The organism is Streptococcus parasanguinis (assembly GCF_031582885.1).
Lineage (GTDB): Bacteria > Bacillota > Bacilli > Lactobacillales > Streptococcaceae > Streptococcus > Streptococcus parasanguinis_M.
On the sequence record NZ_CP133988.1, the window covers coordinates 1,175,257 to 1,198,582 of the forward strand.

The following is a 23,326-nucleotide window of genomic DNA, read 5'->3' on the forward strand; positions in this document are numbered from 1 at the left end:
CATGTTTTCAGTAAAAGATATTCGAAAATTAGTTGTCGTCAGTATCATTGGAGCCTGTGCGGTCTTTGTGGCTAATCTCTTCTTGAATTTTTACCTAGATATCGAGCAGTTGGAGATTTCGAAAATCAATCCCATGATTCAGACCTACTATGATGCCCAGGTTTCGCTTTCCTGGATGGTGGCCATGGTCAGTGGAGTCGTCTTGTCCTTGACGTCGGTCCTTCTCATGTGTTTTTATATCAAACAATTTGTCGATGACCACAAGGAACAATTAGGAATTTTAAAGGCTTTGGGCTACAGCAATGGCCAGTTGGCTAAACGATTTTGGTCCTTTGGACTGAGTTTTGGAGCTGGAGCGCTTCTTGGCTATTTCGCTTCATTTCTCATGATGGGACATTTTTACGACTTCCGTAATGAGAAGGGGATTTTGCCAGAAATTACCATTCACCTTCACTGGCAGCTCTTGCTTGCTTTGGTGATTCTTCCAACAGCATTTTTTATGCTTCTCGCGATTGGTTATGCTAGAAGACAACTCCAAACGCCGGCACTTCGCTTATTGAAAAAGTCCCCAAGTCTAATCAAGGTCAAAAGGAGAAAGAGGGTTCCCAAGAAAGACAAAGCCTTTTTAAAAGAGCTGTCCTCGTCACTGATTTGGGGGAGAAAATCGATCTTGTTTTTTGTGGTCTTTGGCTCCATGTGTTTCGCGGCTATGGTTCAATTGTCCTTTGGCCTCAGGGATTACACAGATGATATCATCCAAACCATGATGATTATGATTGGCTTAATCCTTTCTTTCTCGATTCTCTTTTTGTCATTGGGGATTGTGGTCTCTGAAAGTCGCGAAACTTTGGCTCTTATGAAGGCTTTTGGCTACACCGATCGTGAATGCCAAGGTCATATTCTCGCTCCCTATCGTTTTTGGGCTTATTTAGGATTTGTTCTTGGGACGGTTTACCAATACGGCATCATGGAAATCTTGATCGGTGTGATCAAAGATACGGTTCCTGAAAAGATTGAGCATCACTTTGATGGGAATGTGTGCTTCTGGACTTTGATCGGTTTTGCGGTGGTTTATGAAAGCCTCTTTTATCTATCCAACAGAAAACTCCAAAAGCAAACCATCAAAGAAGTGCTTTTAGCTGAATAAATAGAAGAAAGAGTGGGACAGAAATCGGTAATTCGTTAGAATTCGATTTCGTCGTCCCACCTCCGCACAGTTGAGTAGGGCTGTAAAAGCTGATAAAATCAGCGTAGTATAGCCCACTCAGCCACTGCGTCTTGCTCGACAATCCAAAAACAATTGAGAGGCTAGGACTTTTGTCCCAGCCTCTTTTGTACTAGATCAACAGAAAAACGGATGCTGTCTGAAAATCTTGCATTTTTTTGCAATTTAGGTTACAATGAAAACTATAAAAAACGCGTAATCCCTAGGGTCTTTCCCTCAGGGAATTTTGTGTGTTTTGACCTATTTTCGATGGAAAGAAGCTTTGCTTCTACCGCAGGAAAAAGTATGAATAACATTGGAGGTAATAATGATTCGATCCTTAATTTCCGAGATCAAAGAATTCAAGAAGCCCTCGATTTTGGCTTCCTTGTTCATGGTCTTTGAAGTCATGTTTGAGATTTCGATTCCCTTTGTCATGGCGAGTCTTTTGGACCAAGGTGTTCAACAAAGAAACATGAACAATATTTTGTTTTACGGTGGGCTCATGCTGGTCTGTGCCTTTCTCTCCCTCTTTTGTGGGATGCAGTCTGCCCGTTATGGCGCCTATGCATCGGCTGGTTTTGCCAAAAACCTTCGTCGGGCCATTTTCAAAAAGGTTCAAACCTTCTCATTTGAGAGTATTGATCAGTTCTCATCAGGTGGGTTAGTCACTCGGATGATGACGGACGTGACCAATGTGCAAAATGCCTATCAAATGGTGATCCGGATCTGTGTACGGGCACCGCTCAATTTGATCTTTGCCATCGTGGCTTGTTTCATGATCAATGCGGAAATGGCCATGATCTTTGTCTATGTGACCATCTTTTTGGCAGCTGTCTTAAGCATTATCATGAAGATTGTGTATCCGCTCTTCACAGAAGTATTTGAAGCTTATGACAATCTCAACAACAGCATTCAAGAAAACATCACCAATATGCGAGTGGTGAAGTCCTACGTTAAGGAAGCAGATGAAACCGTTAAATTCAAAAAAGCTTCACGCCGGATTTATAACATGTTTATGAAGGCTATCCGTGTCGTTGTCTTGAGTAGCCCAGCTATGATGCTTTCCATGTATGCTTCTTTCCTTTTGATTTCTTGGATCGGGGCTCATCTGATCGTTGGTGGTCAACTCTCTACTGGGAATTTGACTTCTATGTTTAGCTACACCATGACCATTCTCATGTCGCTCATGATGTTTATGATGATCTTTGTCATGTTGTCGATTTCTATGGCCTCTGTCGAGCGGATCAATGAAGTCTTGACGACCAAAACGACGATTGACTCTCCAGAAAATGGGATCAAAGAAGTTGCTGATGGATCCATCAACTTTGAGGATGTGACTTTTGCTTATACCGATGAAAATGGCGACAAGACCCATGTCTTACAAGGGATTAATCTTTCCATTCGTTCAGGGGAAGTGATTGGTATCTTGGGAGGAACAGGATCAGGAAAATCAAGCTTGGTTCAGTTGATTCCTCGTCTCTATGATGTCGAGTCTGGTCGGGTGACAGTAGCAGGCCACGATGTCAAAGAATACGATCTTGATTCCCTTCGTAAGCAAGTGGCCATGGTTCTTCAGACCAATGTCCTTTTCTCTGGTACGATTAAAGAAAATATGCGCTGGGGAAATAAAGAGGCGACGGATGAAGAGATCATTGCAGCTTGTAAGATTGCCCAAGCCGATGAATTTATCCAAGATTTCAAAGAGGGCTATGATACCATGATTGAGCGTGGGGGATCCAACGTCTCTGGTGGGCAACGCCAGCGTCTCTGTATCGCGCGTGCCCTTCTCATGAATCCGAAGATCTTGATCTTGGATGATTCGACTTCAGCGGTCGACACCAAGACAGATAGTTTGATCCGTCAAGGATTGGCAACCAGCTTGAAAGATACTACCAAAATCATCATTGGTCAACGGATTTCCTCTATTCAAGATGCAGATCGCATCATCGTGATGAATGATGGCCAAATCGATGCGATCGGTCGTCACGAGGAATTGCTTGCGACCAATGCCATCTACCAAGAAGTATATGAAATGCAAACGCAAGGGAAAGGAGAAGCAGATGAAAACTAAGAAAAAAGCAAATCTAGGCTCCATCCTTCGCCTGCTGGACTTCCTTTGGAAAAACTACAAGGTATCCTTGATTGTTTCCTTTATCTTAATCATTCTATCGTCTCTTGCGACGGTCAATGTGACAGCTTCGATTCAGTCCTTGGTCGATGTCTATGTGGAGCCTATGCTAAAGTCAAACAGCCATGATTTTGGACCGCTCTTGTCCTTCTTGACACGGGTTGGTTTGATCTGTTTGATCGGGGTACTTGCCAACTATGGATTTACCTTGATTATGGCGACTGTTTCACAAGATTCACTTAGAAGTCTTCGAAATCAGTTGTTTGCCCGCATGCAAAAACTGCCGGTACGTTACTTTGATACCCACCAACACGGGGACATCATGTCTATCTATACCAATGATATTGATGCTCTTCGCCAAGCGATTGAACAATCCATTCCTCAACTCTTATCCTCAGCGATTACCATCCTTGGGGTAACGATTACCATGCTGACGGTTAGTCCACTCTTGTTCTTGATTGTTCTCTTCATGGTTATCGTCATGGTCTTTATCATCAAGGATGTTTCTGGCAAGTCAGGTCGTTACTTTGGCGCCCAACAAAAGAACTTGGGGATTGAGAACGGCTTTATTGAAGAAATGATGTCTGGTCAAAAAGTGGTCAAGGCCTTTGTGCATGAAAGAGAAAGCATTGAGGATTTTGATCGGATCAATGACCAACTCTTTGAGTCTTCGTACCAGGCCAACCGCTATGCCAATGTTCTCATGCCAATTCTTGGGAACTTGGGAAATGTTTCCTTTGTTCTGACAGCCTTGATCGGGGGACTCTTTGCGCTAAACGGCGTCGGTGGTTTAACCATTGGTGGTCTTATGGCCTTTCTGCAATTGAACCGTTCCTTTACAGGTCCGATTGCCCAGGTCTCTCAACAATTGAACTTTGTCCTCATGGCCTTGGCTGGTGGAGATCGTGTCTTTGATCTCTTGGATGAAGAAGAAGAAGTCGACCAAGGAAAAGTGACGCTGGTCAATTATGAACTGGTCGATGGAGAAATGGTCGAAACTGATCAGAAAACCAACAAATGGGCTTGGAAACACCCACGTCCAAATGGGGATTACCAGCTTGTTAAGATGGTTGGAAATGTGGTCTTTGATGATGTTGATTTCTCTTATGATGGGAAGAAACAAATCCTTCATGGCATCAACTTGTACGCGGATAAAGGTCAAAAAGTGGCCTTTGTCGGAGCGACTGGTGCAGGAAAGACAACCATCACCAACTTGATCAACCGCTTCTATGACATCCAGTCAGGAATGATCACCTATGATGGAATCGATATTAAATTGATTGAGAAAGATTCTCTTCGTCGTTCCCTCGGAATCGTTCTTCAAGATACCCACTTATTCACTGGTACGATTGCGGAAAACATCGCTTACGGTCGTGCTGATGCAACACGGGAAGAAATCCTTGAAGCAGCTCGAATTGCCAATGTGGATTCCTTTGTCAAGCACTTGGATCAGGGCTATGAAACAGTCTTGACGGATGATGGGGCTGGCCTATCTAATGGTCAACGACAATTGATCGCCATTGCCCGTGCAGCCCTAGCCAATGCGCCTGTTTTGATTCTGGACGAAGCGACGTCTTCTATTGACTCACGGACAGAGAAGATGGTGCAAGAAGGGATGGACCGCTTGATGGAAGGCCGGACAGTCTTTGTCATTGCCCACCGTCTATCGACAATTGTCAATTCCGATGTGATCATGGTGATGGACCACGGACGTATCATCGAACGAGGCAACCATGCTTCCTTGATGGCAGAACGTGGCACCTATTACCGCCTCTACACCGGTGGACTTGAAATTGATTAATAATAAAAAAAGCTTGAGCGTTGGCTCAGGCTTTTTGCTTATTTCTCAAGTAATTCTTGGATCAAGTCTTCCATGGCAGCTGGCTCTGTTTTGGAGGAGAAGCGTTGGGCGACTTGGCCTTGTCGGTCGATGACAAATTTTGCAAAGTTCCATTCGATGCGTTTGCCTAGTGGCCCGGCTACTTGGTTTTTGAGCCAGTCATAAAGAGGAAGGGCTTCTTTACCATTAACCTTGGCTTTAGCGAATCGTGGGAAGGTGGTCTGGTAGTTGAGGCTACAGAAGCTATTGATTTCATCTGCAGTTCCTGGTGCCTGCCCCATGAATTGGTTGCAGGGAATGTCTAGGATTTCCAGCCCCTTTTCCTGGTAGCGCAGGTAGAGATCTTGCAATCCTTGGTATTGCGGGGTCAAGCCACAGCCTGTTGCTGTATTGACCACGATGAGGACCTTACCTTGGTAGTGAGAAAGGGGAATCTCCTCTCCTTGTTGGTTTTCTAAAGAAAAATCATAAATGCTGGTCATAGGTGGTATCCTTTCTGTCTCTTCAACTTTTATTGTAGCACAAATCTTCTAAAATTGGGCCAAGAGGAGCATGACTTCTTGCTTTAGTCCCTCCTGTGAAAATGATATAATAAGAAGATAACAAGCTCTCAAGAAAATGCCAAAAGGAGAACGGATCGGATGAAATTACTCTATACGGATGTTCGGACCCCCTTGACCCAGGTCCTGACACAAGAAGCCGTAGGGTTAGTAGAAGATGGCAAGCGTGTGTTTTACATTGCCCCCAACTCTCTTTCCTTTGAAAAAGAAGCCAAGGTCTTGTCCTATCTAGGAGGTCAGGCTTCTTTTGCCATTACCGTCACGCGCTTTGCCCAAATGGCCCGTTATTTCATCCTGAACCAGGTCTTTGAGGAGCAACCCTTAGATGACATCGGTCTCGGCATGCTATTTTATAAAGCTCTTTCCCAGATGAAGGACCAGGATCTCAAAGTTTACGGGGCTCTGCGCAAGGATCCTCAGTTTATCCAGCAACTGGTCCAGCTCTATCATGAATTGCAGACAGCCCAGATGGATTTTACAGATTTGGAGTTGCTCGAGGAAGCTGAAAAAAGAGAGGACCTCTTGGCGATTTTTGAAGCGGTCTCTGAGATGCTGGTCCAGCACCGGTATGAATCCCAGTCCAAGATCGCCTTTTTCCTCAATCAGGTTGAAGAAGGACAGCTGGAAGAGCAATTACAGGATGTGGCGATCGTTGTCGATGGCTTCACGCGTTTTTCTGCGGAAGAAGAGGCCTTGATTAGTCTCCTTCACCGAAAAGGAGTGGAGATTGTCATCGGGGTCTATACCAGTGAAAAAGCCTATCGGGCAAGCTTTAGAGAGGGCAATCTTTACCAGGCCAGTGTTGACTTTCTCCTTCAGCTGGCAAAGACTTTTGAGATACAGCCTCAGTATTGTGGGCAAGCGATCGAAGACTCTTTTAGTCGCATTACCCGCATGCTAGAAGCGCGCTACGATTTTTCACAAGTAGAAGATGAGCTGGAGGACCAAGATCGAACCGCTGTTCAACTCTGGCAAACCAACACGCAAAAAGAAGAGTTGGAATTTGTTGCCAAATCCATCCGTCAGCGTCTTCATGATGGGGCCCGCTATCGGGATATTCGGGTCTTGTTAGGCGATGTGGAAGCTTATCAACTGCAACTCAAGACCATTTTTGATCAGTATCAGATCCCCTTTTACTTGGGACGAAGTGAAGCTATGGTCCACCATCCCTTGATTCAGGTCATTGAATCGCTAGGGCGGATCAAACAGTTCAATTACCAGACAGAAGATGTCATCAATCTATTGAAAACGGGTCTGTATAGTGATCTGACGCAAGCAGAAGTCGATGCTTTTGAGCAATACCTTCGCTTTGCGGAAGTAAAGGGTGCTACAAAATTTCACAAGCCTTTTACTAGCAATCGTCAGGGCAAGTTTAATTTGGAAAAGCTTAATACTCTCCGAGAACGTGTCGTAGAACCTCTAGTCCCTTTCTTTTCACAACGCAAACAAAAGGTGACCCAACTCTTAACCGCCTTTACAGAGTTTCTGCAAGAGGCTCAGCTTTCTCAGAACCTACAAGCTTTGATCAAGGATCTATCCTTGGAGGAGCAGGAGCGCTATGATCAAGTCTGGAAGGCCTTCCTTCATGTCTTAGAAGAGTTGAACTTGGTCTTTGAGGACCAAGAGCTGACAGTGGATGACTTTTTGGCCCTCCTCTTATCGGGGATGCAATTGTCACAATACCGGACAGTTCCTGCTACGGTCGATGTAGTCACGGTTCAGTCCTATGACTTGATTGAACCCTTGACAGCGCCTTACGTCTACGCGATCGGGCTGACCCAGGAGCGTTTTCCAAAGATCGCTCAGAACACCTCTCTACTCAGTGAAGAAGAGCGCCAGCAGCTCAATGAGGCCACCCAAGAAGGAGCAGAGCTCCAGGTGGTGACCAGCGAAAATCTCAAGAAAAATCGCTTTGTGGCAGTTTCGCTCCTCAATGCGGCGACCAACCAACTGGTCCTATCGGCTCCTAGCTTAGTCAATGAAATGAAAGACAGTGTCTCTCCTTACCTTGTCGAATTGACCAAGGAACCTATTGCCATCGAGTGGACGACCAAACAAGCCCAAGCTTCGAGTGATGACATTGGGACCTACCGAGCCCTCTTAGCGCGCGTGATCGAACTCCATCAAGAGGAGATCGCTAGTGAGTTGTCTGCTGAAGAAGCCAGCTTTTGGGGTGTGGCGGTACGGGTTTTGCGCAAAAAATTAGCCGCTGAAGGCATCCAGATTCCTCAGATTTCAACGGAATTAAAGAGCCGTCAGCTTCAGTCGGATACGCTTCAAGCGCTCTATCCAGAGGGCAAAGCCTTGACCTTATCCGCTTCTGCCTTGAATGAATACTACAAGCACCAGTATGCCTTTTATCTGCGCTATGTCTTGGGCTTACAAGAGGATGAAACCATCCGGCCAGACGCTCGCAGTCATGGGAATTTTCTGCACCGGATCTTTGAAAAAGTCTTAAAAGATGGCTCCGATCAAGCGTTTGATCGGCGTTTAAACGAGGCGATTCGAGAAACCAGCCAAGAAGCTGAGTTCCAGCAATTGTATGGAGAAAGTGGAGAGACCGAGTTTATTCGTCAGTTGCTTCTTGATACCGCGAAAAAGACAGGGCGTGTCCTCGCCCAGCAAAATGGGATCGAGACCATCGGTGAGGAGACCCTCTTTGGCGGAAGCACCCATACCTCTTATCCATTGTCCGATGGCCGTCTCCTGCAGCTACGAGGCAAGGTGGACCGCATTGATCAATTGAGGGATCGGGGAGCCCTCGGAGTCGTGGACTACAAGTCCAGTCTGACGCAGTTCCACTATGACAAGTTCTTCAATGGACTGAATTCTCAATTGCCGACCTATCTTTCTGCCATTCAGGATTTGAAGGAATACCAAGAGGAGCAGGGGATTTTCGGAGCCATGTATTTGGAAATGGGAGATCCTTTAGTGGATCTGAAAAAGACCAAGACAGTAGAGGATGCCATCAACCAAACCATGAAAAGTCAACAGTACAAGGGGCTCTTTATGGCAGATCAGGCGCCTTATCTGGGCGAGGCCTATGATAAGAACAAGGCCATGATGCTGAGTAAGGAAGAACTAGACTTGCTTCTCTTGTACAACGCTTATCTTTATAAAACAGCAGCAGAAGGGATTCTCAAGGGGCAATTTGCCATCAATCCCTATAGTGAAAATGGGCGCAATATCGCACCATTCGTGGAGCAGTTTAAATCCATCACGGGATTTGAAGCGGATCGTCACCTAGGTCAGGCACGATTCTTGACCAAACTAGACCAAAAAGGAATACGCGGTGAAAAGGTGAAAGCCGCTTGGATCGAGAAGATGAAGGAGGTCTTGAACAAATGATCAAACAAGCATTTTTGACAAGAGAAGAAATCAAGGCCCTTCAGGCCCAAGAGGCAGCTTCTACCAAAGAGCAAAAGCGGACGCCAGAACAGATCGATGCCATCTATAGTTCGGGCACCAATATCTTGGTGTCGGCTTCTGCTGGTTCAGGAAAGACCTTTGTCATGGTGCAGCGGATACTGGATCAGATGCAGCGTGGCATTTCGATTAAGGAGCTCTTTATCTCGACCTTTACGGTCAAGGCAGCAGGAGAGCTCAAGGAGCGTTTGGAAAGTGAACTTGGAAAAGCCCTTCAAGCGAGCGATGATCCAGAGCTCAAGCAACACCTAGCCCGTCAAATCGCAGATGTCGCCACCAGCGATATCGGAACCATGGACTCCTTTACCCAAAAGGTCCTAACGCGCTATGGCTATTTGCTTGGGTTGGCGCCTCAGTTTAGGATTTTACAAAACGCTAGTGAGCAACGCCTCTTACAAAATGAAGTCTTTCAAGCTGTTTTTGACCGCTATTACCAGGGGGAAAACCAAGAAGCCTTTGTGCAGATGGTCAAGAATTTCACGGGACAGCGCAAAAATTTAACCTTGTTTAAAGAACAGATCTACCAGATCTATGACTTTCTTCAGTCGACCAGTGATCCGGAGAAATGGCTGGAAGAGCATTTCCTAAAAGGTTATGAGGAGACTGATTTTGAACAGGTTGAAGGCGATCTGATGGAGAGCATCCAGCAGGCCCTTTATGAGGCAGAAAGCTTTTTTGCCTTTCATTTGTCCAATGAGGGCCAAGCATTTGGCAAGGCCAAATATTTGGAAGCTGTCGAAGAGGTGCTCGATCAGATTGGAAGCCTGACAGGTAGTGTCAATAAAGAGCAACTGACCTCTGTCCTAAAGGCGGTCGTGGCGATTAGTCGGGCTTCAAATGGGGGAGCCTTGACCAACAGGGCTCGAAAAGAAGAACTGAAAGACTTAGTCACGGCTTATAATCAGGATAAAACCATACATATCAATCGCCTCAGAGACTTGGAAAATCAGCTCTATCAGCTGGAATTTCAACAAGCCTTCCACCAAGAAGAAGGCCCCATGCTCTCCTTGCTAAGGGACTTTATTAGAGACTTTGCTCGCGCTTATCTGGAGCGAAAAATCCAAGAAAAAGCTTATGAATTTGGGGATATCAGTCATTTTGCGATTCAAATTTTAGAGCAATTCCCAGAGGTGAGACAAGCCTTTCAAGAGCGTTATCATGAGGTCATGGTCGATGAGTATCAGGATACCAATCACACCCAAGAGCGGATGTTGGACTTGCTGTCAAATGGCCACAATCGCTTCATGGTGGGGGATATCAAGCAATCCATTTATCGCTTCCGTCAGGCAGATCCACAGATTTTCAATGATAAATTTAAAGCCTACCAAGAAGAAGGGGCGAAAGGGCGGTTGATCCTCCTCAAGGAAAATTTCCGTAGTCATGTGGAAGTATTAGACGCGACCAATGATGTCTTTCGCCATTTGATGGACGAAGAGGTGGGCGAGATTGACTACAATCAGACCCACTATCTGGTTGCAGGAAGCGACAAGCAGCGGATGGCCTTGCCACAACATCGGGCAGAATTTTTGCTCTATGATGGCAGCCAAGATCAGGAAGAAAAGACCGAAGACGAGGAAGCTGCCCTTGGAGTCGAGACGATTTCCAAGGGAGAAATTCTCCTTGTCATCAAAGAAATTTTGCGTCTCCATCGGGTAGAAAAAGTGCCCTTTAAAGAGATCACGCTCTTAACGGCGACTCGAACGCGAAATGATGCGATTCTGGAAGCTTTTGACCAGTACCAGATTCCGATTGTGGCAGATAGCGGACAGGCGCATTATCTTGAGTCACTGGAAGTGATGGTCATGTTGGATACCTTGCGGACCATTAACAATCCCTTGCATGATTATCCCTTAGTAGCCCTTATGAAATCCCCTATGTTTGACTTTGATGAAGATGAGCTGGCACGGATTTCCTTGCAGACCCTTCCAGAGCAAAAGCAAGTGGCCTTCTATCACAAGGTCCAGTTAGCCCTTGAAAAGACTGCAGAGCAGGCGCGGTTGATCGATGCCAAGCTTTCAGCTAAAATCAAGAACTTCCTCAAAGTTTTATCTACTTGGCGGGCCGCTGCCAAGACCTCTTCGCTCTATGATTTGCTGTGGAAAATTTATGAGGATCGTTATTACTATGACTATGTCGGGGCCCTTCCAAATGGGGCCCAGCGCCAGGCCAACCTCTATGCCTTGACGCTTCGGGCCAATGATTACGAGAAGGCCAGCTTTAAGGGCTTGTCGCGCTTCATTGCCATGATCGACAAGGTGATCGAAAATGAACACGATTTGGCCAGCGTCCCTCTTGCAGCACCCAAAGATGCCGTCCAGCTCATGACCGTCCATAAGAGTAAGGGGCTGGAATTCAAGTATGTCTTTATTCTCAATATGGACAAGGCCTTTAACCGTAAGGATCAATCGGGGCCAATCATTCTCAGTCGCCAAAAAGGGATTGGCTTTAAATATGTTGCGAGTCTTCCGGTTGAGACAGAGAATCCAGCTGCTCCAGAAACCATTCGCCTGCAGATCGAAACGCCTTGCTACCAACGGAACGTGGAAGAAACAAAATTGGCTACGATTTCGGAGCAGATGCGTCTTCTTTACGTCGCCATGACACGGGCTGAGCTCAAGCTCTATCTGGTCGGAAAAGGCCGGGAGGACAAACTGCGTGATACTGATTGGGGGACCAGTCGCAATGGCAAGCTAGATCCAGAGAAGCGAAAAGAATGGACCTCTTATCAGGACTGGCTCTTTGCTATTCAAGATGTATTTACCAAGAATACCCTAGCCTATGACACGCGTTTTGTGACAGACGAAGACCTGACACCAGACAAGCTGGAACCACTAGAGAAGGAGAAGGATTCCCGGCTTGATCAGCTCAAGGATGTCCGTCAGTCAGAGGATATTCGTCGGGCCTTGGATATCTTGGAAAATGTTGATCGGCTCAATCAGCTCTATGCTCCGGCCATTCATTTACCAAGTGTCCGTACTCCTAGTCAGATCAAGAAATTCTACGAGCCGGTCATGGATGCCAATGGCGTCCAAATCATGGATGCGAAGACTGTAACGCCTGACTTTGAGCGTCCTACTTTTGGGCAAGAAGAAGCCGTGACGGGAGCCCAAGTTGGTAGTGCTGTCCATGAACTCATGCAGCGCGTGCCTCTTGGAGAAGCAATCACCCTTGAGACGCTGCGTCAAGCCTTGGAGCAAGTCCAAGCAGCCCCAGCGGTCAAAGCCCACATCAAACTAGAAGCCATTCTCGCTTTCTTTGAGACACCTTTGGGGACCTTACTTCAAAGAGAAGCCACTCGTGTTCATCGTGAAGCCCCCTTTGCCATGCTGAAGAAAGATCCAGCTAGTGGTGAGGACTTTGTCGTGCGGGGGATCTTGGATGGTTACGTGGTGCTAGAAGACCGGATCCTGCTCTTTGATTATAAGACGGATCACTACAAGGTTCCTAGTCAATTGGTCGAACGCTACCGGGATCAGCTCGATCTCTATGCAGAAGCTCTTCGTCGTTCTTATGGCAAAGAGCAAGTAGAAAAATACCTCGTGCTTCTAGGTGGCCCCCATCTAGAAGTGGTGAAAGTGGAGTAAATCATGGCAATTGCACAGAAAAACATCGAACGGATCCAAAGAATGGAAGGTTATTTGAATGACTATGCCAAGACTTTGGAAGAAACCAAAAAAGCAGTGGATCAGCTAAGAGAGCATCAAGAAAGCTATATCCAACTGCGCGATTATTATAGTAGTCAGGCCTATTTTGATGATTTGGACTTGTCCAATCAAGCTGACTTTCCAGCAGATCTTCCTTGTGGTGTCTTGTCCGAAGATGCCGTCTATGATTTGTTAGACGAGCATTTTCAGATGGGAGTGGAACTCTTGGAGATCGCAACGAAGATGATCAAAGAACGGTGAAATTTCAATCTAAAAGCTCAGGTTTCCCGAGGCTTTTAGATTGAAGACAAACGTCATCATAGAAACTTTCCTTAGGTGAGTACGGACGTCAGCGAACTTCGAAGAAGTTCCATGACTTAGTTTTGAACCTAAAGTTTCAAAACTACCGAGTGCTAGAAACCGTAGTGTTTCTAGCACTTTTCTCACGGCGGAAAGTTTCAGTATATGTTTGAATAAGTATAATATATATCATTCTAATTCTTTTAGCATTACTTGTGTTAGCATATCGTGACAAACCCTACCAGTAAAAGAAAATTTTCCAAAATGGACTTTTTCTTCAGCAAAAAAAGCTCCGGAAAACCGGAGCTTTTTGAATGATTAGTGTGAGACACGGCGACGTGCTGCTTTTTTGCGGTTTTCTTCGATGAAAGCTGCTTTTTGTTCTTCTGGTTCGATTACTTTTTTCTTGAATGTGTAAACTGCACCTGCGACAGCAGCAACTGTACCAGCAACACCAGTAACAAAACCTTTACCAAATCCTTTAGCCATGAGAATTTCTCCTTTTCTGAACTTTAAATATTTATGTTATAATATATGGTAACGAAAAAACGTGAATTTTGCAAGGAAAAACGATGAAAACCAAGATAATTGTGATTGTGGGACCGACTGCTGTTGGAAAGACAGCTCTTGCGATCGATTTGGCGCAAGCCCTCAATGGTGAAATTATCAGTGGCGATAGCCAGCAAGTCTATCGCAAGCTGGATATTGGAACGGCCAAGGCGACACCAGAAGAGCAAGCTGCAGCTCCCCATCATTTGATCGATGTGCGGGAGGTGACCGAGTCTTACTCGGCTTTTGATTTTGTAAGAGAAGCCAAGACTGCCATTGAAGAGATCACAGCTCGAGGCAAGCTTCCTATCATTGCAGGTGGGACGGGTCTTTACATCCAAAGTCTGCTCGAAGGTTATCATCTAGGTGGTGAAGTTCCTCATGAAGAGATTCTGGCCTATCGCGCTCAATTGGACGTGCTGTCGGACGAAGACTTGTACCAAAGAGTGGCGGAGCAAGGACTTGTGATCCCTCAGCTTAATCGCCGTCGGGCTATGCGGGCTCTTGAAATTGCGCATTTTGGGCAGGACCTCGCAAACGAAGAGACCGATTATGAACCCTATCTCATCTGTCTAGATGATGACCGGTCCTTGATCTATGATCGCATCAATCGCCGAGTAGATCGCATGCTAGAGAAAGGCTTGCTGGATGAAGCCCGTTGGCTCTATGATGACCATCCGGAGGTTCAGGCAGCTAAAGGGATTGGTTACAAGGAACTCTTTCCTTACTTTAAGGGAGAGCAGAGCTTGGAGGAAGCTAGTGAGATCCTCAAGCGCAACACCCGTCGCTTTGCTAAACGGCAGCTGACCTGGTTTCGAAATCGAATGGAAGTGACCTTTTACGCCATTTCTGCCCCCCACTTCAAGGAGCAGGTTCTTGCAGATGTAAAGGAGTTTTTACAGCATGATTGAAACAGAAAAAAAACAAGAACGTATCCTTTTGGTCGGTGTGGAACTACAAGGCATGGACAATTTTGACATGTCTATGGAGGAGTTGGCGAGCCTGGCTAAAACAGCCGGTGGAGACGTCCGGGGCTCCTATACACAAAAGCGGGAGAAATACGACACCAAGACCTTTGTCGGCTCAGGAAAACTCGAAGAAATCGCTCAAATGGTCGAAGCAGATGAGATTACGACCGTGGTGGTCAATAACCGCCTGACCCCGCGTCAAAATGTCAACTTAGAAGAAATCCTTGGGGTCAAGGTCATTGACCGGATGCAGTTGATTTTAGATATCTTTGCTATGCGGGCTAGGAGTCATGAAGGGAAGTTGCAGGTACACTTGGCCCAGCTCAAATACCTCTTGCCACGCCTTGTCGGTCAAGGGATCATGCTCAGCCGTCAAGCTGGGGGAATTGGTTCTCGTGGTCCAGGGGAAAGTCAGTTGGAGTTGAACCGCCGGAGCGTTCGCAATCAAATCACCGATATTGAGCGTCAGCTCAAGGCAGTTGAAAAGAACCGGGAAACCCTTCGTGAAAAACGCTTGGAATCACCTGTCTTTAAGATTGGTTTGATCGGCTATACCAATGCAGGAAAGTCGACCATTATGAATCAGCTGACCAGTAAGAGCCAGTATGAAGCCGATGAACTCTTTGCGACCTTGGATGCCACAACCAAGAGCATCCATCTAACTGGTAATCTGCAAGTGACGCTGACCGATACGGTTGGCTTTATCCAAGATCTACCAACAGAGTTGGTATCAAGCTTTAAGTCGACCCTGGAAGAAAGTAAGAATGTAGACCTCCTGGTCCATGTCATCGATGCGTCTGATCCTAATCATGAAGAGCATGAAAAGACCGTGCTTTCGATCATGAAGGACCTGGATATGCTGGAGATCCCTCGCTTGACGCTTTACAACAAAGCAGATAAGGTAGCAGACTTTACACCAACCCAGACACCTTTTAGCTTGATTTCAGCACGCTCTGAGACAGCCCGTGAAGATCTCCAGGCTTTGCTACTAGAAAAATTGAGAGAACTCTTTGTTCCCTTTACCATTCGCGTTCCCTTTTCAAAATCTTATCGGACACATGATCTAGAAACGGTTGCGATCATTGACCAGCGCGAATTTGAAGAGGATGTCGAGGTCATTCAAGGCTATATCGCAGAGAAAAATAAGTGGAAGTTGGAAGAATTTTATGACGGATTACGTTGATTTAGCAATAAAATATGGAGGCTATACCAGCCTCGATCGGGTCTATCTGACCAATCTTTTAAGCACGATCCCTGAGGAATTGCGTCTCCGTGTGATTACGCCTCCCCCAAGTGTGATCAACGCCTATTTCGCAGAGCTCTATCAAAAGAAGAGCCCCAAGGAGGCCATGGATTATTTCTTGGACTTGAGTCGGGCATTTGACTTATTCACAGTTCAGCAAAGCTTTGATGAACGGAAGCCTTTTATTCGCCTCAACTTATCTGGGAAGTCTTATGGCTTGGCTTACGTAAATGAAGAGCTAGCCTGTGTCTTTGCTGAACATCCAGCAGAGGCTATCACCCCTGCCATTTTATTTGAAGTCGCAGAGATCTTTCCACATTGTTTGGTCTTTGAAAAAGATGGCAAGATTTGCTTGCAAGAGGCTGAACCAGAAGTGGTCACTAAAACAGAAGCCCTCTCTGCCCTGACGGATTTGATGACCTTGGAAGATGGACGCTTGAAACTGTCAGGATATAACCAAGAAGAGCTCCTCGAGCTAGCGCAAGCCTACCCTGGCGACCTTTCTTTCCGTTCAGAGAACCGGACGGCCATGATTTATATAGATAGAAAGTAGACAATGGACATTCAATTTTTAGGAACGGGAGCTGGGCAACCCTCAAAAGCCCGTAATGTATCGAGCCTAGCGCTCAAATTGCTGGACGAGATTAATGAAGTCTGGCTCTTTGATTGTGGCGAAGCGGCACAGAATCAAATTTTAGAAACGACCATTCGTCCGCGAAAGGTTAGCAAGATCTTTATTACTCACCTACACGGAGATCATATTTTTGGTTTGCCAGGTTTCCTCTCTAGTCGGGCCTTTCAGGCCAATGAAGAGCAGACGGATCTGGATATCTATGGACCAGTAGGAATCAAATCCTTTGTGATGACCAGTCTTCGCGTATCAGGCTCTCGCCTGCCTTACCGCATCCATTTTCATGAATTCGATGAACATTCTCTGGGTAAGATTTTAGAAACCGATAAATTCACGGTTTATGCGGAAGCTTTGGACCACACTATTTTCTGCGTGGGTTATCGGATCATGCAAAAAGACCTCGAAGGGACGCTGGACGCAGACAAGCTGAAGGCAGCGGGTGTTCCCTTTGGACCGCTCTTTGGCCAGGTCAAAAATGGACAAGATGTCACCCTGGAGGATGGCACTAAGATCATTGCAGCGGATTATATTTCAGCCCCTCGACCTGGTAAGATTATCACGATCCTTGGAGATACCAGAAAGACTGATGCCAGCGTCCGACTTGGAGTCAATGCGGATGTCCTCGTCCATGAGTCTACCTATGGCAAGGGCGATGAGAAGATTGCTAACAAACACGGTCACTCGACCAATATGCAGGCGGCAGAAGTAGCGCGTGAAGCTGGAGCCAAGCGCCTTCTTCTCAACCACATCAGTGCTCGCTTCTTATCAAAAGACATCAGCCAATTGCGCAAGGATGCGTCCAGCATTTTTGAAAATGTCTATGTCGTCAAAGATTTGGAAGAAGTGGAGATCTAAGATGCGAACCATTCTCATAACAGGAGCAAGTGGAGGTTTAGCCCAAGAAATGGTCAAGCTCCTCCCTGAAGATCGGCTGATTCTCCTAGGTAGAAATCAAGAAAAACTGGAAAAGCTCTATGCCAATCATCCTCAAGCTGAATGCATCGGGATCGATATCACTGATTCCTCAGCCGTCCAAGATTTGGTAGAAGAGCTCTATCAGCGCTATGGACAGATTGATATCTTGGTCAACAACGCAGGCTATGGGATTTTTGAAGAGTTTGACCAGATTACCAATGAGCAAATTCATGCCATGTTTGAAGTCAATACCTTTGCCCTCATGCAGCTCTCACGCTTGATGGGTGCGCACATGAAGGAAGCAGGCAAGGGGCACATCGTCAACATCGTCAGCATGGCGGGTCTCGTCGCAACTGCCAAATCCAGCCTTTATTCGGCCACCAAGTTTGCGACCATTGGTTTCTCCAATGCCCTGCGCTTGGAACTGATGCCCTTTGGTGTCCATGTGACGACGGTCAATCCAGGCCCCATTCGGACCACTTTCTTTGATCAGGCAGACCCAGACGGAAGCTATGTCAAGGCTGTGGACCGCTACATTTTGGAACCAGACTTTGTAGCCAAGAAGATTGTGAAGAACTTTGGAAAAGCAAAACGTGAGCTCAATCTGCCTTGGCTTTTGAACTTGACCCACAAGCTCTATACCCTTTTCCCACGCATCTCGGACAAGCTAGCCAGCAAGATGTTTAACTTCAAATAGGAGGAGATCGATGGCCGCAAATATTCAAGCCTATTTAGAGAATCTCCGGCAACCCTGGGGACAGATCTATTATGATATCCTTTTTGAACAATTGAAAGACATCAAAGGCAAGCGAGTGCTTGATTTTGGCAGTGGCTTCGGTCTCGTGGCCAACCACCTGGCACAAGACAATGAAGTCCTTGCTGTGGAACCTAATAAGGAAATGGTGGCTTTGCGGGCCCAGGACCATCCCTACCAGCAATTCGTCGGAAGTCTGGACCAGTTAGAAAGTTTTGAAGATGCTAGCTTTGATGTCATCCTCTGCCACAATGTCTTGGAGTATGTAGAGGATCGCAAGGTGATTCTTGAGGAATTCACCCGTCTCTTGAAACCAGGAGGCCTGCTCTCTATCGTCAAGCACAATGAGGTTGGCCGCGTTCTGCAGACGGTGGTCTTTGAAAATGATACTCAGAAGGCGCTTGATCTCCTAGCAGGTCAGGACTTGGAAACTCACTCCATGGGCTTGGCTCAGGCCTATGATCTAGATAGAGCAGTAGACGATCTAGCCCTCGAAGTTCAGGACTACCAAGGGATCCGTGTCTTTTATGCCTTGCAGGACAACCGCTTCAAGGGCCAAGAAGGCTGGCGAGAGTCTATGCTCAAGATGGAGCTGGCAGTCTGCCAAGAGTCCCCTTATCGGGATATCGCCTTCTTCCAGCACTATAGGTTAAAAAGGAGTTAAGATGTTACATTACAAACAAGAAATTCCAGCAATGGCAGACTTACTCGCACTCTACAGCTCGGTCGGTTGGACCAATTATACCAACAACCCAACTATGCTAGAAGAGGCCGTCAAAGCCAGTCTCTGGCAGTTGGCCGTCTATGATGAGAAAGAGCTCGTCGCTTACATTCGCTTGGTAGGAGATGGCCACTCTGTCCTTTTGGTGCAGGACCTTTTGGTAAGACCAGATCACCAGCGCCAAGGCATTGGAAAGAAACTCTTAAAAGAGGCTTTAGCGACCTTCCCTACTGTCTATCAACGGCTCCTTGCCACTGAACGTAGCGAGAAAAATCTAGCCTTTTACCAATCCCTGGGCTTTGTTGAACTTTCAGAGCAAGCCTGTACAGGGATGATTTATATGAAATAAAGAGAGTGGGACAGAAATCGGTAATTCGTTAGAATTCGATTTCGTCGTCCCAGCTCCGCACAGTTGAGTAGGGCTGTAAAAGCTGATAAAATCAGCGTAGTAGAGCCCACTCAACCACTGCGTCTTGCTCGACAATCCAAAGACAATTGAGAGGCTAGGACTTTTGTCCCAGCCTTATCTATTTGACTGACAAACGGGGAGATTGATGGTAAAATGAGGAAGAGATTAGGAGGAGATGGAATGAAGAAGAAAATAAAATGGGGCCTTTTCTTATGTTCGGTACTTATACCAGTATGTTTGAGTGCCTGCAAACAAGGAATTGTAGAAAAACAAGGTTCTTCGAATAAAGAAGTACAGAAGAAAATCGATCGAAAAAACATTCATTTTGACAAAACAGGACCAGCTGCATCATTTGATTGGAATGCTAAGAGTGGTATTAAATACATAACGTTTGAAAAACTTCCACAATATATGAAGCCAGATGATAGCGATGGTATTTCTATATATAGTCTGCAACAGAATGAAACTCCTCTCGATGAAGAGGGAAAAGTCCAAAAGGCTTTGCAAGTAGTTGAAGCGATTTATATTGACCAAGATGAAATGGACACAGTAGTCAAGGCTAGTGGAGTAATGAGTCAGGAAGAAATGTATAACAGGATCTGGAATGACTATATTATTCCTAAAATAGAAAAAAGTAATAGTTCTTTTGATTCAAATACTTATTTTGAGTACCTAGGAGAAAAATATCCCCTCAAAATCTATGGTCCCATGTATTTAAAATTAATGACCAATGCTCTCCCTACTGAAAAGAGTTACGAATTAAAGGGATATGCAGTTAAGGGGAATAAGGTAATCCTTAAAATTCAAACACCAGCCTATAGCTCAAGGCAATTACCAAGAGGAAAAGGGTACAGATTGAGTGTTGATCCCAAGAATCCAAATGAGACCATGTATGCTTGGTTAGATGAACTACACGAAAACTATGCTGAAAAAGACAACAGAGGAGACCATCTTTCTTATATAATGCTTTCTACCATCTTACAACATTTAGTTAAGGAAAATTTTAATGCGAGTTTTTCAACAGGTGATATGATTGGTAGTACGGAAATGACGATCGAAATGGAGGTGACCAACCAAGGTCAAGTCCAAATTGATACTAAAAATTTGGCACTATTGTTACAAATTCCTCAACAAATGCAGAAAGCTAATCAATCTGGAGGTGGAAATGATAATAGTATCTTTTGGCCCATCATTACTGATAGCATCACTGATGAAGGAAAGGTAAGTGAAAAACTAAAAGATTTTAACCCACAAAATCCAGTCAAAAAATATGCAATTGGAGAGCCAGTTGTATTTGCTAATGGCTTAGAAGTTACACTGAATAGTGTAACAGACGATCCAAATTTGGATGTTCAGGATGATCAAGACCGTATCGATACAAGGAAAAAACAACATCGATTGATCGTCGAATTCACCCTATCGAATACAACACCTTTCCGTATTGAAAATACTCCAGATTATACAAATGTAGATCTCTATGATGGACATGCAAAATCTGCTTATATGTTGAATAACACTTTAAATTACAAACAGCCAACAGTCCTTGAAGCAGGAGAATCTGGTATATATAAAATTAACTATTTAACAGATGGGGATGGACCATTTACGGTTGTTTATGGTGATGCAAAATGGGTCGTTCAAAAATAGAGAAAAATCCAAATCTTTAATCAGCTTATTGTAAAAGCTAGTGAGTTTAAGAAATTATAAGAAGCTTCAGTTGTCAATAAATTATTAAAGAAATTTATTCATATGTGGTTGGAAAAGTCGGAAGACTTTTAAAGAAAACTGACGAACAAATAAGGGGAAAAATGCGGACAGGAAGTAGAAAAGAGAGTATGAAGAAGGTTTTTAAATCAATTAAGTTTTGGATATTTGTATTACTTGTTACTCTAGCAGGTGGATGGTTTATCCAATATGAAATTCATAAGCGTGATATATCACAATTTGTAACTTGGAAACCTCGTCCAAACATAGTTGACTCCCAATTTATTGCAGGTGGGAAAGCAGTAGCCATTCAATGGGATAATAAAGAGGAAGTGGATGAGGCGCTGGAAGCATATTCGTATAATTCAAAAGTTAAAGTAGAATGGTTTATAAATGGTGGAAATAGTGAACGGTACATTGCACAAGAAAGTTACAAATTAAAATCTGACCCACGTCTCTATTTTCAATATTATATTCGTGGTAATCAAGTTCCTTACCTAACTACAAATAAAGCAAAAAAGGGAGAGTACTGGCTCATTGATGTCTATGATACCAAGGACAAGCGCTTAGTGAAGAAAACATATGATGTTTTTAAGATAGTACGAGATATGGATAAGAATTATATCCCCGTATCTGTTAAAGTTTCTTCTATGTTGTTGGATACAGATGATGGAGAAACATACATTCCGATTGATATTCTTGTCGATAAGAAAGACAAATATATTGTAGAACCTGGAAATATCTATGTACAAACAGAGTATCAATCTCGTACAGGGTTAATGAATGTTAAGGATGGAAAGATCGCTTGGAAAACCTCATCAGGCAAAGATTATAAACAAGTTCAAAAAGAAAGTCGAGAAAACGACAAAGACTTGCATCCATTTGAATACAATTTTGAAAGAGGACAATTGCAGCTCCAACATTCACGTTTGTTATTTACAGATCGTAGTGATGAGACTAAGGACATCCCATTGAAAACACTCTATCCGAAAGTATATTCGATTTTAAGCAAAGGGAATAATCCAACTACTGTAAAATGGGGTGAAGAATATACAAAAGGGGAGAATGCCTACCTATACTTCCTCGGACCAGAAGATCTCAACTTTGATATTTCATTTTTGGAACTGCTTTATAAAGTTCCAGAGCAGCGTTCAGGTGGATGGTATGATGTCCTACGGTATCATAAGATACCAGCAGAATTTTCAAAAGATGGGCAAGAGCATCTTGCGAATAATAAAAAAGAATTTTTCCAATATTTTAAAAAGGAATTAAATCAAAGTCAGGATACTACAGAGTTCTCATTGCTGAGACGCTTATATGAAGTACAGAACTACGTGGTCTCTAGAGATTTTGGTCAGTCCTTCGGTGATCTGACCATACCAGCTGAGTATACTAAAGATGGGAAGGTTCATGTCGTTCAAAATGATGAAGAATTCTTCAAATATATGGATTTAGAGAAAATTCCTAATAAAAAGATGAAAGAAGATATTAAAAAATTGTTCTCATACGATATAAAAAATTAATGGATTAGGTTGAATTTCGCAAGGAGGTCAGGCTATGAAGCTCAATTATTTCAAACTATTCGTAGGAATTCCACTTGTTCTTTGTTGCCTGTTTCTTTCCAGTTGTAAGATCATGAAACCGAGTGATTATAAAAAGGCGAAGGAAGTAGTCAGCAGTGAGCTTGCTAAGGTTGGTCTGCATGGGGATGTGACCATAAACAAACTGGATTGGACAGCTTTGGAAATCCCAACTTATCATGTGTCTTATACCTACTCTGAGAAAACCTATGATGGACAAACAGTGACATTAGAAACGGATACGGTGTTTCATAATGATTGGACAGATACAACTAGCGACCATTTTCCAGAGTATAAGGAAGCGTACTTGAAGCAGCAATCTGTCCAAAAGAAGGAGAAGGAAATTGAGAGTCAATTAAAGAAGCAATCTCTAGGTCTTTCTATTAATTTCTTTGGTTTTTTATCTAACTCCAACCGTGATGAGAAGGAGCAAATTCTAGATAGTATCGCAAGTCAAAATCTCAAAGAAGGGAAAAAGGACTTTGCTGGTTACTATCAAATCCCTTTTCAGACCTTAATCGATCAAGAGTTAATCCGTATGACTATTTATATAGAGGATGGTGTCTCCGTTAAGGAACAAGACTTAAAAGCAGCAGCCAAAAAATTAGACGCTAGCAAACTACCGGATGGTGCCTATGATTTCTACTATTCCAAAGGCAGTTACGCTGATTCCATCAGTTATTCCTTCAAAGTGAAAGATGGTAAAGTTATTTTTTATGAGGAGCAAAACAAACCAGAATAAGAGAA

At 44.5% G+C, this 23,326-nt stretch carries 18 protein-coding genes; 16 read left to right on the top strand and 2 right to left on the bottom strand.

Annotation, left to right across the window (positions count from 1 at the left end):
* The first annotated feature begins 1 nt into the window (after position 1).
* The 3 genes from RDV49_RS05555 to RDV49_RS05565 all read left to right on the top strand — a co-directional run bounded on the left by RDV49_RS05555 (position 2) and on the right by RDV49_RS05565 (position 5,136).
* On the top strand, positions 2-1,147 hold the full coding sequence (locus RDV49_RS05555) for an FtsX-like permease family protein (protein WP_003007929.1): 1,146 nt from the start codon (positions 2-4) through the stop codon (positions 1,145-1,147).
* 385 nt (positions 1,148-1,532) lie between these two features.
* A complete protein-coding gene (locus RDV49_RS05560; protein WP_037607974.1) occupies positions 1,533-3,278 on the top strand; it encodes an ABC transporter ATP-binding protein in 1,746 nt (581 codons plus the stop codon).
* Positions 3,268-5,136, top strand: a complete 1,869-nt coding sequence (locus tag RDV49_RS05565) for an ABC transporter ATP-binding protein (RefSeq protein WP_037607972.1) — start codon at positions 3,268-3,270, stop codon at positions 5,134-5,136. The genes RDV49_RS05560 and RDV49_RS05565 overlap by 11 nt, the downstream gene beginning before the upstream one ends.
* 38 nt (positions 5,137-5,174) lie before the next feature.
* On the opposite strand, the gene RDV49_RS05570 is transcribed toward RDV49_RS05565, so the two are convergent.
* Positions 5,175-5,657: a glutathione peroxidase gene (locus RDV49_RS05570; RefSeq protein WP_003007921.1), complete on the bottom strand. Its 483-nt coding sequence runs from the start codon at positions 5,655-5,657 to the stop codon at positions 5,175-5,177.
* A gap of 159 nt (positions 5,658-5,816) precedes the next feature.
* Here RDV49_RS05570 and rexB point away from each other — a divergent pair, with 159 nt between their 5' ends.
* Genes rexB through RDV49_RS05585 form a run of 3 tightly spaced genes read left to right on the top strand, consistent with a single transcriptional unit; the run spans position 5,817 to position 13,066 of the window.
* Positions 5,817-9,083: an ATP-dependent nuclease subunit B gene (gene rexB / locus RDV49_RS05575; RefSeq protein ID WP_003007919.1), complete on the top strand. Its 3,267-nt coding sequence runs from the start codon at positions 5,817-5,819 to the stop codon at positions 9,081-9,083.
* Positions 9,080-12,745 (top strand): helicase-exonuclease AddAB subunit AddA, encoded by a 3,666-nt coding sequence (gene addA, locus RDV49_RS05580; RefSeq protein ID WP_003007917.1) that lies wholly within the window; start codon positions 9,080-9,082, stop codon positions 12,743-12,745. Before rexB ends, addA begins: the two co-directional genes overlap by 4 nt.
* A 3-nt stretch (positions 12,746-12,748) precedes the next feature.
* A complete protein-coding gene (locus RDV49_RS05585) occupies positions 12,749-13,066 on the top strand; it encodes a DUF4298 domain-containing protein (protein WP_003007915.1) in 318 nt (105 codons plus the stop codon).
* Positions 13,067-13,423: 357 nt separating this feature from the next.
* Here RDV49_RS05585 and RDV49_RS05590 read toward each other — a convergent pair whose 3' ends face one another.
* Positions 13,424-13,594, bottom strand: coding sequence for a DUF3042 family protein (locus tag RDV49_RS05590; protein ID WP_003002781.1), 171 nt, complete (start codon positions 13,592-13,594; stop codon positions 13,424-13,426).
* 83 nt (positions 13,595-13,677) lie between these two features.
* On the opposite strand from RDV49_RS05590, the gene miaA reads away from it, so the two are divergent.
* From miaA to RDV49_RS05640, 10 genes are all read left to right on the top strand, one after another.
* A complete protein-coding gene (gene miaA, locus RDV49_RS05595) occupies positions 13,678-14,565 on the top strand; it encodes a tRNA (adenosine(37)-N6)-dimethylallyltransferase MiaA (protein WP_003007913.1) in 888 nt (295 codons plus the stop codon).
* On the top strand, positions 14,558-15,805 hold the full coding sequence (hflX, locus tag RDV49_RS05600; RefSeq protein WP_031576943.1) for a GTPase HflX: 1,248 nt from the start codon (positions 14,558-14,560) through the stop codon (positions 15,803-15,805). The genes miaA and hflX overlap by 8 nt, the downstream gene beginning before the upstream one ends.
* Positions 15,789-16,418 (top strand): hypothetical protein, encoded by a 630-nt coding sequence (locus RDV49_RS05605; RefSeq protein WP_003007909.1) that lies wholly within the window; start codon positions 15,789-15,791, stop codon positions 16,416-16,418. The genes hflX and RDV49_RS05605 overlap by 17 nt, the downstream gene beginning before the upstream one ends.
* Positions 16,419-16,421: 3 nt before the next feature.
* Positions 16,422-17,351 (top strand): ribonuclease Z, encoded by a 930-nt coding sequence (gene rnz / locus RDV49_RS05610; protein WP_003007907.1) that lies wholly within the window; start codon positions 16,422-16,424, stop codon positions 17,349-17,351.
* A gap of 1 nt (position 17,352) precedes the next feature.
* Positions 17,353-18,108, top strand: a complete 756-nt coding sequence (locus RDV49_RS05615) for an SDR family NAD(P)-dependent oxidoreductase (protein WP_037607968.1) — start codon at positions 17,353-17,355, stop codon at positions 18,106-18,108.
* Positions 18,109-18,118: 10 nt separating this feature from the next.
* Positions 18,119-18,829: a class I SAM-dependent methyltransferase gene (locus RDV49_RS05620; RefSeq protein WP_003007902.1), complete on the top strand. Its 711-nt coding sequence runs from the start codon at positions 18,119-18,121 to the stop codon at positions 18,827-18,829.
* A gap of 1 nt (position 18,830) precedes the next feature.
* Complete coding sequence (locus RDV49_RS05625) at positions 18,831-19,235, top strand: GNAT family N-acetyltransferase (protein ID WP_003007900.1); 405 nt, start codon at positions 18,831-18,833, stop codon at positions 19,233-19,235.
* Between the two features lie 240 nt (positions 19,236-19,475).
* Positions 19,476-20,942, top strand: coding sequence for a hypothetical protein (locus RDV49_RS05630; protein WP_230454168.1), 1,467 nt, complete (start codon positions 19,476-19,478; stop codon positions 20,940-20,942).
* A 104-nt stretch (positions 20,943-21,046) separates the two neighbouring features.
* A complete protein-coding gene (locus RDV49_RS05635) occupies positions 21,047-22,522 on the top strand; it encodes a hypothetical protein (RefSeq protein ID WP_310744333.1) in 1,476 nt (491 codons plus the stop codon).
* A 34-nt stretch (positions 22,523-22,556) separates the two neighbouring features.
* The gene (locus RDV49_RS05640) at positions 22,557-23,321 is read left to right on the top strand and encodes a hypothetical protein (protein ID WP_003007890.1); all 765 of its coding nucleotides are present in this window, start codon (positions 22,557-22,559) and stop codon (positions 23,319-23,321) included.
* The last annotated feature ends 5 nt before the right edge of the window (positions 23,322-23,326 follow it).